General features: G+C 43.3%; 13 protein-coding genes. 8 read left to right on the top strand and 5 right to left on the bottom strand.

Annotated features, from left to right (window positions below):
* Positions 1 to 115 precede the first annotated feature (115 nt).
* Positions 116 to 1,024 carry a TatD family hydrolase gene (locus V7K40_RS18450; RefSeq protein ID WP_334962130.1) on the bottom strand — a complete coding sequence of 303 codons (909 nt, stop codon included), beginning with the start codon at positions 1,022 to 1,024 and terminating at the stop codon, positions 116 to 118.
* Between the two features lie 81 nt (positions 1,025 to 1,105).
* Positions 1,106 to 1,987 (bottom strand): EboA family metabolite traffic protein, encoded by an 882-nt coding sequence (locus V7K40_RS18445; protein ID WP_334962128.1) that lies wholly within the window; start codon positions 1,985 to 1,987, stop codon positions 1,106 to 1,108.
* Positions 1,988 to 2,461: 474 nt separating this feature from the next.
* Here V7K40_RS18445 and V7K40_RS18440 point away from each other — a divergent pair, with 474 nt between their 5' ends.
* A complete protein-coding gene (locus V7K40_RS18440; protein WP_334962126.1) occupies positions 2,462 to 3,664 on the top strand; it encodes a 3-dehydroquinate synthase in 1,203 nt (400 codons plus the stop codon).
* 129 nt (positions 3,665 to 3,793) lie between these two features.
* Here V7K40_RS18440 and V7K40_RS18435 read toward each other — a convergent pair whose 3' ends face one another.
* Positions 3,794 to 4,522, bottom strand: a complete 729-nt coding sequence (locus V7K40_RS18435; RefSeq protein WP_334962124.1) for a YdcF family protein — start codon at positions 4,520 to 4,522, stop codon at positions 3,794 to 3,796.
* A 309-nt stretch (positions 4,523 to 4,831) separates the two neighbouring features.
* Between V7K40_RS18435 and ctpB the strand changes: the two genes are divergently transcribed.
* Both ctpB and V7K40_RS18425 read left to right on the top strand, forming a co-directional pair.
* Positions 4,832 to 6,172, top strand: a complete 1,341-nt coding sequence (ctpB, locus tag V7K40_RS18430) for a carboxyl-terminal processing protease CtpB (protein WP_334962122.1) — start codon at positions 4,832 to 4,834, stop codon at positions 6,170 to 6,172.
* Positions 6,173 to 6,304: 132 nt separating this feature from the next.
* Positions 6,305 to 7,294, top strand: coding sequence for a glycosyltransferase (locus tag V7K40_RS18425; RefSeq protein WP_334962120.1), 990 nt, complete (start codon positions 6,305 to 6,307; stop codon positions 7,292 to 7,294).
* 93 nt (positions 7,295 to 7,387) lie between these two features.
* Here the strand turns inward: V7K40_RS18425 and V7K40_RS18420 are convergent, their stop codons facing one another.
* Complete coding sequence (locus tag V7K40_RS18420; protein ID WP_334962118.1) at positions 7,388 to 7,534, bottom strand: hypothetical protein; 147 nt, start codon at positions 7,532 to 7,534, stop codon at positions 7,388 to 7,390.
* 51 nt (positions 7,535 to 7,585) lie between these two features.
* Here V7K40_RS18420 and V7K40_RS18415 point away from each other — a divergent pair, with 51 nt between their 5' ends.
* A complete protein-coding gene (locus V7K40_RS18415) occupies positions 7,586 to 7,840 on the top strand; it encodes a hypothetical protein (RefSeq protein WP_334962115.1) in 255 nt (84 codons plus the stop codon).
* A 187-nt stretch (positions 7,841 to 8,027) separates the two neighbouring features.
* On the top strand, positions 8,028 to 8,723 hold the full coding sequence (locus V7K40_RS18410) for a response regulator transcription factor (RefSeq protein ID WP_334962113.1): 696 nt from the start codon (positions 8,028 to 8,030) through the stop codon (positions 8,721 to 8,723).
* Positions 8,724 to 9,683: 960 nt separating this feature from the next.
* On the opposite strand, the gene V7K40_RS18405 is transcribed toward V7K40_RS18410, so the two are convergent.
* The gene (locus tag V7K40_RS18405; protein WP_298904291.1) at positions 9,684 to 9,968 is read right to left on the bottom strand and encodes an Npun_R1517 family heterocyst differentiation transcriptional regulator; all 285 of its coding nucleotides are present in this window, start codon (positions 9,966 to 9,968) and stop codon (positions 9,684 to 9,686) included.
* 890 nt (positions 9,969 to 10,858) lie between these two features.
* Between V7K40_RS18405 and V7K40_RS18400 the strand changes: the two genes are divergently transcribed.
* The 3 genes from V7K40_RS18400 to V7K40_RS18390 all read left to right on the top strand — a co-directional run bounded on the left by V7K40_RS18400 (position 10,859) and on the right by V7K40_RS18390 (position 16,053).
* Positions 10,859 to 11,218, top strand: a complete 360-nt coding sequence (locus V7K40_RS18400) for an NAD(P)H-quinone oxidoreductase subunit M (RefSeq protein WP_334962111.1) — start codon at positions 10,859 to 10,861, stop codon at positions 11,216 to 11,218.
* Between the two features lie 824 nt (positions 11,219 to 12,042).
* Complete coding sequence (locus V7K40_RS18395) at positions 12,043 to 14,325, top strand: protein phosphatase 2C domain-containing protein (protein ID WP_334962109.1); 2,283 nt, start codon at positions 12,043 to 12,045, stop codon at positions 14,323 to 14,325.
* A 147-nt stretch (positions 14,326 to 14,472) separates the two neighbouring features.
* Positions 14,473 to 16,053 (top strand): CHAT domain-containing protein, encoded by a 1,581-nt coding sequence (locus tag V7K40_RS18390; RefSeq protein WP_334962107.1) that lies wholly within the window; start codon positions 14,473 to 14,475, stop codon positions 16,051 to 16,053.
* Positions 16,054 to 16,166: the final 113 nt, after the last annotated feature.

The raw sequence follows: 16,166 nt of genomic DNA, 5'->3' as shown, positions 1-16,166 counted from the left end.
TTGCCGAGTAATTTCTCAAAAGAAACCGCATATTATAGATGAATCAGATATTTATGCAATTCCTCTTCCCCACTTCCCAGTACAGACGCGATTAATCGCGTCTCTCCCCAATTTTCTACTCAATCAACACATAATCTGAAACTGATTTGATTCCTGGTTCCTGTCCCCGTAATACAGAATTACCACTGAACATCTGACGCTGATCAACAGATTGGGGATTCAGCCAGTCTGATGCTTTCATCTGCCCAGTTTGACTGTAAGCAGCTAGGGCGTTTTCATAACAAACTGCTTGCACATGTTCTTCAGGAATGCCCCTATCTAACATCAATTGAGCAGTTTTTGGGACTGCTAAAGGATCGCTAATACCCCAATCAGCGCTACTATCTACAATGATCCGATCACGTCCATACTTGCGGACAACTTCTACCATCCTGGCGTTACCCATCTTCGTCTGTGGGTAAATCGTGAAAGCTGCCCAAAAACCCCGTCCTAAAACTTCCTCTACGGTTTCCTCATTGTTGTGATCAATAACTACTTGTGAGGGATCTAAGCCATATTCAATGCAGCGATCCATACTCCGACTAGCACCCGCTTTTTTATTACGGTGAGGGGTATGAATTAGTACTAACATATCGAGTTCTTTGGCTAATGCTAACTGTTGACAAAAGTATTTATCCTCTGCTTCTGTCATGTCGTCATAGCCAATTTCGCCAATGGCAACAACTCCCTCTTTACAAGCATAAAGTGGTAGCAGTTCTATAACTTCTGCTGCTAGCGCTTCATTGTTAGCTTCTTTCGGATTTAGACCAATTGTGCAATAGTGTTGGATGCCAAACTGACTAGCACGGAACCGTTCCCAGCCGACAAGACTACTGAAGTAGTCTTTGAATGTGCCAGCGTTGGTTCGAGGTTGTCCTAACCAAAAGGCTGGTTCAATAACGGCAACAATGCCATATTCTCGCATTACTAAGTAATCGTAAGTAGTACGGGAACACATGTGAATGTGAGGATCGATAAATATCATGATGTGGTTTAATGAGCAATAAATTTTATTAGGGATAGAGGATTGGGTATTTGGAAAACTTTTCCTTAGTCCCCAGTCCTTTTATTTGTAAACAAAGAGGCGATCACGGCTAAAACTACTCCAAGTCAGATTACCTTGTTGAATGGATGACTGTAAATCTGGGTAACGGGAAAGTAATGCTTCTGCTTGGGGTAAAGGCGATTGGGCACAAGCTAATGCTGCTGCTTGTTGTTCGTCTATATCCCCATTAGCCAGTACTTTTTCCAAATCTGTGATGATTGCGCTATCCGCAAACCGCCCTACCGGTCGCCAAAGTTCTGGCGTAACTGAGCGTTTCGCTGCCCAACGTTCATGGGCATAGTCTGCCAACATCCTCGCCAATTCTGGGTTAGCACGCCGATCCAGACCCCAAATTAGATGCAACGGACTGCCGACAAACACAGCCTTCAGCACCATCTGATTCCAAGCAGCATTATCTAAATAATCGGCTGGATAAGGGTTACGTAGTGCTATCGCTTGGAATACATTACTCATATTGCTGCGAATTCCCTCAGCAGTACGATGGCGATGTAACTCTGGATATGGTAACAGCGGCAAACTTTGATAAAGGGCAACTAACTCCCCCATATCGGCAGTGGAGAAGACTTGATCAAGCGATCGCACATACCCCTGGGCATCATCGTGGGGCAAGGCTAAAAGCAAGAGTGTGCGACCTGCTTGATCTACACTCCAATGACCAGGATACCAACCGGGAATCACATCCTGTGCTGCTTCCAAGTCCTGGAATGTTAGCTGCAAATCCTGTTTGCCTAAATAACGCGGTACAGCACTAAATGCCGTGAAAAACACTCTCTCAGCAGCGCCGCTAGCAATTTGTGCCTGCTTCTGTTCCAGCCAAGCAAAAGCTTTCTCTGAAACAGATTTTAACAGCCAGTGATGCAGTAACTTGTTTACTTTACTCATGATGAATTTCAGGAGAAGTTGCCCAACTTTTTTGTGACAACCAAGTATAAAATCTAGCACTAAACTTGATATTTTGTGATTGAGGTAGCTAGATAATATACTAGTGAGATCATAACTTCACTGAAACTATAAAAATCTCCCGATTTTAAATAAGATACTGTAAAGATATCATTTTGATTAGATAAATCATAAAATTATCTTACTGAAAAAAATTAAAGTATTATGTAATCATGATATCTATTGTCAATCATCATATATAAAGACTAAATATAAATAAACTTATGAAATCATATTATTTTGAACTTTTCTATATTAAACTAAATAAACTTCAAAATTATGATTGAGTAGTTAAATTAATCTAGTAAATTATTTCAAGATTAAACTTATCAATGGATTTATTGGGTTTATTTTACTGTTAACCATAATTACAGTAGTGCATCAATTTACAAGTATTTAAAAAGTAATAATATTCAAATGGCTATTCAACAAAAAACTGTTCTTAATCTGCAACCAATTAACCAATGTGTCCGCGTCACCTTCAATTATGATGTTCACTTTACTAGAGGTTTGTTTCAGTTAGATAATCCTTTACTGGCACAAGTGATTGCCGCAGATGGGGAAACAACCCCAAAACAAGTGTTAGCAGTGGTAGATGCAGGATTTTTACAGTATCAGGATGGGTTGCTCAAAAAATTATCAGTCTATGCCCAGTATTATGAAGATGTACTAACACTGAGCGGTGAGCCGATAGTAGTTCCGGGTGGAGAAGCAGTCAAGAACGATTCTAGATTTATAGAGCAAATTCATCAACGGATTAATGCAACTGGATTGTGCCGTCACTCTTACGTCTTAGCAATTGGAGGTGGAGCCGTCCTAGATATGGTAGGATACGCAGCAACAACGGCTCACCGAGGAATTCGGCTGCTACGAGTACCGACAACAGTATTAGGGCAAAACGATTCGGGTGTAGGGGTAAAGAACGGAATTAATGCCTTTGGCAAGAAAAACTTTTTGGGTACATTCATGCCACCTTATGCTGTCTTGAATGACTTTGATTTTCTTACTAGCCTTGACGATCGAGATTGGCGATCGGGTATTGCAGAAGCAGTGAAAGTAGCGTTGATTAAAGATGCAGATTTCTTCGATTTCATTATGACTAATGCCGAGAAATTGGCTAATCGAGACATGGACATAATGAAAAAGCTGATCTATCGCTGTTCCCAATTGCACTTAGAGCATATTGCTGGTAGCGGCGACCCCTTTGAAATGGGTTCATCGCGTCCTTTGGATTTTGGACACTGGGCTGCTCACAAACTGGAGCATTTAACTAATTACAGCCTACGTCATGGTGAAGCTGTAGCGATCGGCATTGCTTTAGATACGACCTATTCATATTTAACAGGGCAACTCTTACAATCTGAGTGGCAAAGGGTTATAAGTACATTAAAGAAATTAGGCTTTACCTTGTACGTATCAGCGCTGACAGAGCAATTAGATCAACTAGACCATCCGCATTGTCTATTTAGGGGGCTTACCGAGTTCCGTGAACACTTGGGAGGAAAATTGACAATCACCCTTCTACAAGAAATCGGACAGGGAATAGAAGTTTATCAGGTGGATTTGTCTTTGTATAGAGATGCTATTTTGATATTGCAAGATTGGGAACTTTTGCATTAATTTTCCTTTAAATGCAATCAGCCGAATGCCTGCCAATCGACAAAGGCAGTCGTACCAGACATAGATAAAATTATTCTTATTGGGTCTAGAAAATCTTTAAGTAATATTTCACCTGGATCTAATGGGGGTCTATAGTTTGGAACTCTCATCTGTTGCTATCTCCTTAACCCACGCCACTTGGTGTTCACAATGAAAACCTCGATTCTTCCAAGCTTGCATATCTACTTGGGTAAGCTTTGTCACATTCGAGCATTGCGGTTGAATAATTTGACTTACAATCGCCCAAAATAGGCTGCGTGTTAAATCTAATCCAGTTTTGGGCCAAGATTCACGATTACCAGGAACACCCAACTCCTGAACAATATCTGTCTCTACCCAAATACCATGAGCGCCCAAAAGAATCTGTGCCATCCATTTGGCTCTGGGTAAGTGACTTGGCGAGGTAATCAACATGACTTTATGCACTCCCCAACGCTGCAGAATCGGTATACCATAATAAAAATTTTCAAAGGTAGAATTCGCGCACTTTTCTAACCAAACGTTTGGTAACTCTGCTAATTCGTCTTGAAAAATTAACCATATACAGGGGTCTGGGGAACCATGAGAAATTAAAATTGAGGTTTGCGGGTATTGTTTTGCTTGTTGGGCAACATAAGTTTCTCGATGAATACTGCCACCAAGTACAAAGAAGGCATCTACTGGCTGCGAAGAAGCAAAAACTAAGGTTATAGTAGTAAAAATCAGCCAAGCACCCAGGACAACGGACAATCCGCCAGTTAGCTTTTGTAATAATTGCCACAGATTAGCAAAAACTTTTTTAATAGAAATTAACGATTTGATGGTAAATTTGCGTTTCATGACTTAGGTAATAAAAGCTGATTTAATGACTGTCTAACAGTACTGCAATTAAGTGAACAAAGTGTTATCTTGTAAAAGTAATGAATAAGTGTAAAGATGACGCTAATCAAAGTGTCACATGGTCAGAAGAGCCTTCCGGAGAAGGCTAACAAACCGAGAAATGGTTGTTAATAATGCAGTATTTTCGGCATCATTCAACGATAAAAATGATGAAGAAAGCATAGCTTAGTTTGGGGTATAAAAACTTAAAATTTTCTGGAAAGCCTGATTGCTAAACTGTCAACAACACAATTATTCCAGCTAATATACATGAACAAATCTCCGAAAAGTTACTCGCCGCTCCAAGTAGCCTTGATTGGTGGAGCGATCGCCACGACTGCTACTATGTCTGTGTTCGGCCCCGCTTGGACTCGTGGTGTCCGTGCTGCTCTAGCCCTACAAGACAGCCCGAAAGTGATAGTTGACCAAGTTTGGCAAGTGGTAAATCGTGAATATGTTGATGCCAAATTCAATCAACAAGATTGGCAAGCAACCAGACAAAGCCTGTTGAGCAAAGACTATTCTACTCGGGAAGAAGCTTATACTGCTATCCGCGAAGCTTTACAAAAGTTGGGAGATCCTTACACTCGATTTATGGACCCCAAACAGTTTGAAGCCCTGACTAGCCAAACAGACGGGGAAGTTTCTGGTATTGGCATTCGGATGGAAGTGAACCAAAAAACTCAGCGGCTCACTGTTGTCGAAGCCATAGAAAATTCTCCAGCACTGAAAGCTGGGATCAAAGCAGGCGATGAAATTTTGGCAATTGACGGCAAACCCACTCTCAAAATGAAAGTGGATGACGCCTCCAAGTTAATTCGTGGCGAAGTGGGTACTCCCATCAAGCTACGGGTGGGACGGACAGGGCTAAATGCCTTTGATTTGAAGCTGACAAGGGCAAAGATTGAAGTGCCAACAGTACGTTATACCCTTAGGCAAGAAGGGAATCGCCGCGTTGGCTATATCCGTTTGCGGGAATTTAGCGCCCACGCCGCAGATCAAATGCAACGAGCCATCCGCGATTTGAACAATAAGAAAGTAGATTCTTATGTCTTGGATTTGCGGGGAAATCCTGGCGGGTTGTTGAACGCGAGCATTGAAATTGCCCGGATGTGGTATGATAACGGCGGGATTGTCAAGACAGTAGACCGTGTGGGCAGCAGTGAAGAAACTAAAGCCAATCGCACTTCTTTGACAAATCGTCCCTTAGCGGTATTAGTAGATGGAAATTCAGCTAGTGCTAGCGAAATCCTCACAGGGGCACTCAAGGATAATAAGCGGGCGGTAGTCGTAGGTGGTCAAACTTTTGGTAAGGCCTTAGTGCAGTCAGTTCATAAACTCGCAGATGGTTCCGGCTTGGCAGTTACCATTGCCCATTACTACACCCCTGCGGGAACGGATATTAACCATAAAGGGATTACGCCAGATATCAAGCTAGACTTGACAGAGGCACAAGAGCGTCAGTTGGCTTCTAATCCAGATTTAATCGGAACTAAGAGTGATCCGCAATATGCCCGTGCGATCACAATTCTATCAAGTAACAACTTTGCCCAGCCACCAGCAACTCAACACACTCGACCCATGAGTAGCGCTGATAACCTGAAATTTTAGCTAAAACAAAAATTCATCCTACGTCATTCCCAAATCCAGATTTTTGGAGTTATGAAAACTGCTTGATATACCGTTCTAGGATTTTGGATTGGGAATACTAGCTACTAATCCCATCTCCAAAATCTCAGATTTATGAATCATCAGCCAGTTGATGCAACCACCGCCACCAGCTTTTTACCAATGGTGTCGGTGGTTGTTCCTATTTATAACGGTGAGACGGATTTACCAGAGTTAATCAATTGTCTGTTGTCTCAAACCTACCCAAAAGACCGGGTAGAATACTTGTTAGTGGATAATAACAGTAGCGATCGCACTCTCACCATCCTCAAAACATCTGCTGAAAATTGCCCAATTACAATTCACCCATTGAGCGAAAACCAAATTCAAAGCTCCTATGCTGCTCGTAATACTGGGATTCGCGCCGCTGTGGGTGAAATTATAGTTTTTACCGATGTTGATTGCCGTCCGCAACCACAATGGTTAAATGCATTAATTCAGCCTTTTGTCAACTCAGAAGTGGTAATTGTCCCTGGTGAAATTTTGGCACTACCAGGCACAACTTTGCTAGAACAACACGCAGACCGTCAAGAAACTTTGTCACAAAAGCATACCCTTGACCATTCCTTTCGTCCCTATGGTCAAACCGCTAATTTGGCGATTCGACGCATTGCCTTAGAAAAAGCGGGTTTATTTCGTCCTTATCTTACCACTGGTGGCGATGCAGACATTTGCTGGCGGATTTTGGGGGAAAACATCGGGCGTTTGGAATTTGCCGCAAATGCGATCGTTGGGCATCGCCACCGCGCCACACTTAAAGAACTGCAAAGTCAATGGCGGCGTTATGGACGCTCAAATCGCTATCTACACGAACTGCACGGTGTAGATTTGATGCGAGATATGACACCCAAAGAATGCGGCTATCGCTTAGGACGTTGGTTATTGAAGGAAGTACCAAGGGATATTAAAAAGGCGTTGGCGCAGACCGCCGCAGGCATCGCGGGTCAAGCCACCCTTGTAGATTTATTAAATACTCCCATTGGTCTGTTTACTGCTAGGGCGCGGACTGCTGGGCAACGAAACGCCAAGCTGCCAGAGAATGCCAAGATAATTGATCGGCTGTAAAAATACTAGTAAGCTAAAAATCTTTTAATTTGCATCCTCCAAAAAATAAATCTCTTGTGGGGTGGGTCGAAAAGCCCGCCCTAGTTGTGCAAATTAAAGCAAGGGCAGCTTAGTCTGTGTTATGAGTTTTGCGCGGTTCGTAGTGAGCAATTTATTGCTCTCGTTGCCATTGAGGAGGTCATCGCCTGTGCCACCTTCGAGATAGTCATTGCCAGCATCGCGATTTACAGCAGTTTTCATGTATTTGAACCACATCTGTCGTAGGGGCGCAAGGCCAAGATCCCCTACCGCGTGGTCTATTTACCTGAAAATAGCTGTAAAGTATCGTTGCCGATCGCATTCAGTCCAGATAGTAACTTCCTTGCTAGTGGCAGCTATGACCGCACAATCAAGATTTGGGATGTGCATTCTGGTAAATGTCTGCAAACATTGCCGGGACATCCTGGTTGTGTGCTGGCGATGGCTTTTAGCCCAGACGGCAAAACTCTGATCAGCAATAGCGTGGTAGCCAGGATGAAACAATCAATTGCTGGGATCTTGCTATAGAGGAATGCTGGACAACTTTACGGCCAACCCGCCCCTATGAAGGCATGATCATTACTGCGGCGACAGGGCTGACTGAGGCCGAGGTGTCAACTTTAAAAGCTTTGGGGGCAGTAGAGATGAATTCAGATTGTTCAATACATGTCAACTTTCGCTAAATTGGAAAAAGGTAAACTCAAGGGAATTTTAAATGTCAGCACAATTGTTACTGGTGGATGATGAACCAGGGATACGGGAAGCCGTGAAAGACTATTTGCAAGAGAGCGGTTTCAGCGTTCAAGTCGCCAGTAACGCCCTTGAAGGTTGGGAATGGATGCAGATGAATACACCTGATTTGGTGATTTCCGATGTTATGATGCCCCAAGTGGATGGCTATCAGTTCCTGAAGCAAGTGCGAGAAGACCCCCGCTTCCAAGCACTCCCGGTAGTATTTTTAACTGCTAAGGGTATGACAGGCGATCGCATCCAAGGCTATCATGCTGGTGTTGATGCCTATCTACCCAAACCCTTCGATCCAGACGAGTTAGTGGCTATAGTCGAAAATTTGCTAGCCCGCCGCGCCGCTAAGGCTGCAACTACCGGAGATGACGCTGAAACCCCTGATCTTGCTGAACTAGCCAATCAGATTGCCCAAATTAAGGCATTGTTAACTCAAAGAAATGCCATTTCCCAATCGCCAGCCCCTTTCAAAATTGATTTGACTCCCAGAGAACAAAGTGTTTTAAACTTGGTCGCTGAAGGGTTGATGAACAAAGAAATCGCCCGTCGTTTGGAAACCAGCGTCCGCAATGTAGAAAAGTACGTCAGCCGCTTGTTTAGTAAAACTGGCACCAATAGCCGTACAGAGTTAGTTCGTTTTGCTCTAGAACACGGTCTGGCTAAATAGACATTGGGGAGCTAGTGCGTTGCGGAGGTTCCCGACGCTCGTAAGCGTTGCGTAAAGCCTGCGGCATGGCTTCTCTACGAGACGCTACGCGAACGCTTAGAGCGACTGTGCCTAGCGTCTGACTCGCTACCGCTTCTCGTACCAGGCGCGCAAGAGACGCTATCCGTTGTTCGCTCGCGTAGCGTCTCCGACAGGAGAAGCAACTGGTGTCATTGGTTATTACAACAGAATTCAAGTATTTGAACCACATCTGTCGTAGGGGCGCAAGGCCTTGCGCCTCTACCGCGTGGTCTATTTACCTGAAAATAGCTGTAATCTTCTCCCCCACTTCCTCATCTTTTTTACCTCCCGCTTCTGGTATTTCCCGCGTCCACTTCGTCAACGTAAGTTCGACGAACCTCTCGCTGCCTTGAACTTTAGTTTAAGTCTGTACCTCTGGGACTCAGAGAGTGACAATTTTGCCTGGCAAAACCTCTAAGAGGTTTTTTGACTGTGGGTAACTGGTAATAGGTAACTGGCTGCTAAACCATCACTTATTACCAGTAATAGATAAAACATAAGTATTTCAGCAAATCAGGCACTTAGCTAAAGCAAAAAGCTAAAAGAAAGGTTATTTATTTTTACTTTGGTCTTTTAGGTTTTCATTGGATTCGTGCCTGTTCTCCAATTTCCCATCTGTAAAGACACAGGGTTTTGTTATTCCTGCAATGTTTTAATAAAAACTGGGTAAAATGCACCCGGCTGAATTTGCTCTCTGATTCTACCAGTACCCTTTGCTACAAAGTTTTTAATCGAGGAAACTGTTCCTGGGACTTTGTGCTGCTAAATAAGACTTTCACAAAGTAGAAATCACAATATTTTATGAATTCTACTTACTGATTAGTTTTTATTGCAACTGGGGTGTGAGATCAACATTTGATTTGATGCCCAACTCATGGTTTTACTGCTTAAATTATACCTTTAATCGGGAGGATTTTCAGCAGCATTACGTAAACGCATTAGCTGGCGTCGCATTTGAGGTGAGGCTTTGAATTCAGACACTTCCTGCGCTTTAACGGATGCTTGCAGCGTCTCTAAAAAGTCGTCCGAACCCACAGTCAAGGCATCAAGTAGCACCTGTAAGAGTTGCTCGCGATCGCCTAATAGACTCTTTTCCTCAATCAACCGGAATTTGAGATGGATTTCGCACTCATAAACACCTACTTCAAGATTATTTATCTGGCGTGGTAATACTTTGGAGTTCATAGCTATTGAGATTCCTTTACTTGGTTGTCATGAGCGTAAGGAGGTAGATGGTAAGCAAAAATTCTTTATATCTCTTTTGAATCCAAAGTGCTTGAATTAAGAATTTTTCTTCATCAATCACCTTTGTATTCCATTTCACTCTCCTGTGCTGTATTTACAAGCTAAATTTTCACTGTCTAGATTTTGATGTAACTGTGCCAGATGTAGCTTATGGTAAGCCATAACTATTATTCAGTTTTTAAGATTCTACACAATAAAGTTTCTGTAAGAAGTTGTGCAACCTTTTTAAAGGTTTTTACATCAACTTTATGTTAGCGTGAATAACATGTTTACTTGTTACTCTAATTGTGGTGTTTATACGTAAGTAAAACCGCTTAATTTTTTTGAATTTACTAAAGCCAGAGGTGGATGTAGCGCTATTCAGTAAAATTACTTGATGTACGTTTTTTGCAATAGAAAATTCCGAAGAAATTGATGAGCATAATTATTAATGTAAAAACTTTTGTTCTCCATAAAAAAACGTACACAGATCAAATTATTCCTGGTGAGTGCTTTTCCCTACTGGCTTTTGGGCTTGAGGAGTATAAAAATCTTAGCAGTAGGTAAGATTAGTAGACCGCTTTGACTTGTTTGTATACCCCTTCAGGAAAACACTCTCTCCAATAATTTTTACAGGAAAATAATTGACTACTGTCAGTACTAGCAGCTAACTGCGTCTTCAACTCCTAACAGAAGTAGTAAGCTAGTCAGTACAGGTGATATTTTTACTTATGCCCATTCAATATACCCTTTTGAAACTGCGTTCAAAGCTTGTAAATTGAGAGCATTCAAGCTCAGAGATAGCGGCTACAATAATTTCAGTGTAATTCACCCAAATCTTACACCCTTTTATGGATAACCCGATGCTGCTTAAGTCCACAACCCGGCATGTCCGCATTTTTGCAGGCGAAATTGACCGGGATGGCGAACTGATTCCCAGTCAACAGGTCTTAACGTTAGATGTTGACCCAGATAACGAATTTAACTGGAATGAAGATGCGCTGCAAAAAGTTTATCGAAAATTTGATGAACTAGTAGAAGCATCTAGTGGCGCAGACCTCACAGACTATAACTTGCGCCGTGTGGGGTCAGACTTAGAGCATTATCTGCGATCGCTCCTGCAACTCGGCGAAATCAGCTACAATCTTTCTGCCCGCGTTACCAACTACAGCATGGGAGTTCCCCAAGTTGCAATTAACGACAAACAATAAGCGAATAAGTTAGTAGCAGGCTGGCTGAACCCTTTTGACAATTCAGGTCATGTGGAAAAGCCCACGAAAACCTAACCCCCTAACGCCCTTGCCGACGCTCTAAGGGGGAAAATTCAAATCTCTGACGCCACGAGTGGCTCACCGGACGCCAGTCGCTCATGGGGAGCCACCGCAGTGGACGGGTTAAGAGGCATAAAAGAGGCAGTGCGCCCTTCTCCCTTGGCGTTAGCCTCTCCCTTTGGGAGAAGGGGAGACGCCAAGGGCGATAGCGCAGCGGTAGCGAGCCTGCGAGCGTCTGCGGTTTCCCGACTATCTTGAAGCAACTGCCATCAAGTGGCATAGAAACCCTCTCTCCAGAGCGCTGGCTCCTCCTGGTAGGAGAGAGAAATAGAAGTGAGTTTTCTTGATTCGTCAGGTACTTTTGCCAAAATTATTATATTTGCTATTCTTAATTCTTAATTAAAGTTAATTGTTGCTATCCTATTTATAAACTAAATAAATACCAACATCATCTGCTTCTTGATGATGGGGTAATTCAGCAAAAGCAAATAGCGCAGTTATGCTTGGGTTATGCTTTGGTAACAGGGTTGGAGTTAGTTGCTTTGGCGATAGAGAGTCACAGAGCAATAGAAGCTATGATGAGGCTGTAGGGTTGACTTGGGAGCGTATTTTTTGGATAAGTAAGTATTTGCACCTGCTGATATCCACCAGCTAAAATCATCATCTAAAGTCTGGGTATGTCAAGTTTAAGAAAGATGAGCGGTCTAGATTGTCCCTACTAATGCTGTTAAAGAAATTGCCAATCGCTGATCGGTGCGAAAACTATGGAAAATGACGCGGCAACGCTCTACTGTCCAAATGAAAATTGTCAGGCTGCCAACCCCCTGACTCACAAGTTTTGCCAGCGATGTTCAACGCCTCTACCGAAAAATTACCTCTGGGCTGTGGTAGATGGCCCGAGTGTGGGTAGCCCTGGAGAAATATTAGCCGATCGCTATTTAGTCCTTGAGAAATCTGTTCTTTTAGATACGAAGCCTGGTTTATTAGCGCTAACGCCTGAATTAGATAATTTACAGCCTCTAAAAGCTTACCTCAGACTCATTCCCTACCGTTTACACGTACCACAAGTATATGGAGTGCTGTTTCTAACTGATGGCCTCGCCGATCGAGAAATATTACTCTTAGAAAAACCGCCACTATTAGTAGATGACACAATCCAACAAGTGCAATTAGGCAGGGAGTTAACCACCGCTTGGCGTGATGCTACATCGATGCGCCAACTCAATTGGTTATGGCAAATAGCTCATCTATGGCAACCTCTTGTGAGTGAAGGTGTCGCCTCTAGCTTGCTTGACTCCTATATATTACGGGTAGAAGGATCATTAGTCCGTTTGTTGGAATTGCGTTTTGACGCCGCAACATCACCAGAATTGCCCCAATTAGGTGGATACTGGCAGCAGTTGGTTAGTGATGCCAAACCAGCCATAGCTGAATTTGTTGATCACATTAGCCTTTCCTTAATTCAGGGAGAGATCAATTCAACCGATCAATTAATCACAGTTTTAGATGGGGGATTAGCACAATTAGGGCGATCGCAAACACCCACGATCAAAATTATCACCAAAACCGACACTGGGCCAAGTCGCCAACGGAACGAAGATGCCTGTAGCCCACCCAGTGGAACTCTTGTCAGCAAACCACCCCAGCCAACAGCTTTAGCAATTGTCTGTGATGGCATCGGTGGACACGAGGGTGGCAATGTCGCCTCAAATTTAGCGATTGAAACGATCCAGCAGCAGGTACAGCAACTAACAAAAGTTCCCTATGACCACATAGACCCCTCACTCCTGCTTAATGACCTAGAAAAGGCAGTGGCAATTGCTAATGACAAAATTAGTCAGCGCAATGACGGTGAAAATCGTCAAGGGCGTCAACGCATGGGTACAACTTTAGTCATGGCATTGCCTGTTGCTCATGAAATGTACATTACCCACGTTGGCGATAGTCGTGCTTACTGGATTACCCGCCACGGCTGTTATCAAGTTACCCTCGACGATGATGTTGCTTCCCGCGAGGTGCGGCTAGGTTATGCCATTTATCGTGAGGCTGTACAACAGAGTGCTGCTGGCTCTCTAGTTCAAGCTTTGGGCATGGGACCGAGCACTTCATTGCATCCCACATCTGGACGGTTTATGCTCGACGAAGATGCTGTTTTTCTGCTCACATCTGATGGTTTGAGTGATTTTGATCGGGTGGAAGAATATTGGGAAACAGAAATCTTGCCGATTTTAGTTGGGGAAGCAAGTATAGCAAATGTTGCGGATAGATTAGTCGAAATCGCTAATGCTAAAAATGGACACGATAATGTCACCGTCGCTTTAGTCCACTATCAAGTCCAGTACTGGGAACCAGAAATCACGATCAAAGTCGTCATTCCAGAGAGTTATTCTGCCAAAACTGTTGATTTAACGTCCAGATCCGTAGATCCGACACTTTTAGATCGCCCCAACCACAAAACTCAGGTGATTCCAGACACTGAGCCTGCTAAAACTCGCAGTTTACCGCTACAGTGGATAGTTCTGTTAATAGTTGTGGTAGCAGCAGGTTCTTTAGGATTGTTCGTGAAGCAACTGCGATCGCAATCATGGCAATTTCCATTTTTTTCCAATCCGACAACAACTCCAAACCCTACCATCAAAGCGACATCTGCACCGCGATCGCTTGCTAACCTTTCTCCTGGCTGGGTAATTAAAACCAACAATCAAATCTCCTTGGGAAACAACCAATCGCTTCCCCCGGGAGTTTTTTTAGAAGTTATTAACACAAAACCAAATCCCCAACCTGCTTCTGGTAATTCGGTGTCTATGCGAGTCTGTGCCAATAAAAGCACGCAAACTCCAGCTAATACTAATAACCCAGCAGTAACTTCCTCAATTCCACCAAATTCAAAACCTTTACCGTCAACAGAGAAAACAGTATTGCTGGACTTATCCCAACTGAAACGCTTTGGGGTCTTAGTTTTACAATCAGACGCACCAAATCCATGTAAAACCGTCACCGAACCGCCAGCGATTCCATCATCTGCACCTGACACTAGTCCAACTTAATCAAATACTCGATAAACTGGTAAAAACCTGGAATAATAACAGGTAACAACCAAAATAAAAAACCTACAAGGTCAAAAAGTAGAAAATTTTCATCTTGAAGAATTGTTATTTTAAATTATTTGTTTTAGCTTTTAGTTTAATGAATCCATGCCATCCCTGAATTTGGCGATCGCCCGTCTCTTAAACACTGGCACTGACAACTTCGCCATTTGGGTGGTCAAGGCTCCCTATCCTAGTGGCTACGTTTTACGTGACTGTGTATGGCCTGTTGAACTTACCCAAGTCTGGCAAGAATGGCAGCAGATGTTTGCTGGTCATAGTCGCCTAGATATTTCCCCAAATTCAACACCTCAAAAGTCTAACCCATTCTCCATAGATTGGATTTCCCCACCTTCAGGTCAAACCACTGGCCCCTACAGCAGTCGTTTGATGCAATACTTGGGAATGAATCTATGGCGCTGGGTATTCGACGAGCAAATTCTTGGTAGTCTGGAACGCAGTCGTGGTATTGCTATGGGTAAGAATACACGTTTGCGCTTTCGACTAGAAATTCGTGATCCGGATCTGATCGCTCTCCCTTGGGAAATTATGCAGCGTCAGCCTGGTCAATCCGCTATGTCTCTCTCCCCAGATTTGCTATTTAGTCGCACCAGCAGTGAAGTTGATGCTTTACCGTATTTGCGAACTGACCAGGCTCTAAGTATCCTGCTGGTTTTAGGTCATGATGAAAACCTGGAACTGGAACAAGAAGCTGCTATCTTACAGCAAACTCTTGCAGATACGTCTGTAGGTGGTAATTCCCAAAGATATGCACCTTGTATAGTGAATCAACTCATACAACCAACTCCACAGGAGTTGATTCAAAAATTAGAAACCGGAGCATACAATGTTTTCTTTTACGCTGGACATGGTTTGCCAGACCCAGACGGGGGGTTACTGTTTTTGCGACCAGACATGCCCCTGAATGGGATAGAATTGGCGCAAGTATTGACCCGTACAGGTGTGAAATTAGCGGTTTTCAACGCCTGTTGGGGCGCACAACCAGCTGCTATCAATCATCAAGCTATACCTGCGAGCAGTTTAGCAGAAGTACTGATTCGTCATGGTGTGCCTGCGGTTTTGGGGATGCGCGATGAAATCGCTGACCACGAAAGCCACAGTTTTATTCAAGCCTTTACCGAAGCTTTGCGATTACACAAACCAATTGATGAAGCGGTAGCACAGGCTAGGCAAGAGTTATTAACATTGTATAAATTTAATCAACCTGCTTGGACTTTACCTGTTCTCTACCTGCATCCAGATTTTGACGGTGAACTCATTAAAAATCTGGATGAAGGGATTACCGAACTACCAGACACAGCCATCCCTGATGTGGGTTCCGCGCTTCCAACTGCTTCTTTACGATCGCTCACCTCAAAAGGAAAAACCTGGTTACTGCCTTATGGAGTCACCCGCATCGGCCGCACGAAAGATAATGAGATTGTCATCCCGGAACCATCTGTATCCAAACGCCATGCCGAAATCTTCTGCCGCAATACTCTTACTGATGCTACACTGGTGCGAACTTATTACTTACAAGATTTTTCCACCTACGGGACAACCTGGTTTTTAGGACCCAATGGCTGGCAACAAATCCTCCGAGAGGAAGTCCCTTTGAAATCGGGAATGCAGTTAAAGTTTGGAAGTGCTAGAGGTGAAATCTGGGAGTTTATTATTGAAAACTCCTAGCAGAGCTATTGCATAAATGCATTTTGGTCTTTAGCATCAGCCTTTAAAATAATCTATTTTTAATAGATAAAAAATCAATTGTTTTTGCGGAAATCTCTTCTTGGGAATTGTAG

Source organism: Nostoc sp., assembly GCF_036917195.1.
Lineage (GTDB): Bacteria > Cyanobacteriota > Cyanobacteriia > Cyanobacteriales > Nostocaceae > Nostoc.
This window is presented reverse-complemented; position numbering and strand designations above follow the sequence as displayed.

Bases quoted from the DNA above. Each gene is read 5' to 3' on its own strand.
- V7K40_RS18450 (WP_334962130.1), bottom strand. From the start codon at position 1,024: ATGATATTTATCGATCCTCACATTCACATGTGTTCCCGTACTACTTAC.
- V7K40_RS18445 (WP_334962128.1), bottom strand. From the start codon at position 1,987: ATGAGTAAAGTAAACAAGTTACTGCATCACTGGCTGTTAAAATCTGTT.
- V7K40_RS18440 (WP_334962126.1), top strand. From the start codon at position 2,462: ATGGCTATTCAACAAAAAACTGTTCTTAATCTGCAACCAATTAACCAA.
- V7K40_RS18435 (WP_334962124.1), bottom strand. From the start codon at position 4,522: ATGAAACGCAAATTTACCATCAAATCGTTAATTTCTATTAAAAAAGTT.
- ctpB (WP_334962122.1), top strand. From the start codon at position 4,832: ATGAACAAATCTCCGAAAAGTTACTCGCCGCTCCAAGTAGCCTTGATT.
- V7K40_RS18425 (WP_334962120.1), top strand. From the start codon at position 6,305: ATGAATCATCAGCCAGTTGATGCAACCACCGCCACCAGCTTTTTACCA.
- V7K40_RS18420 (WP_334962118.1), bottom strand. From the start codon at position 7,534: ATGAAAACTGCTGTAAATCGCGATGCTGGCAATGACTATCTCGAAGGT.
- V7K40_RS18410 (WP_334962113.1), top strand. From the start codon at position 8,028: ATGTCAGCACAATTGTTACTGGTGGATGATGAACCAGGGATACGGGAA.
- V7K40_RS18405 (WP_298904291.1), bottom strand. From the start codon at position 9,968: ATGAACTCCAAAGTATTACCACGCCAGATAAATAATCTTGAAGTAGGT.
- V7K40_RS18400 (WP_334962111.1), top strand. From the start codon at position 10,859: ATGGATAACCCGATGCTGCTTAAGTCCACAACCCGGCATGTCCGCATT.
- V7K40_RS18395 (WP_334962109.1), top strand. From the start codon at position 12,043: ATGGAAAATGACGCGGCAACGCTCTACTGTCCAAATGAAAATTGTCAG.
- V7K40_RS18390 (WP_334962107.1), top strand. From the start codon at position 14,473: ATGCCATCCCTGAATTTGGCGATCGCCCGTCTCTTAAACACTGGCACT.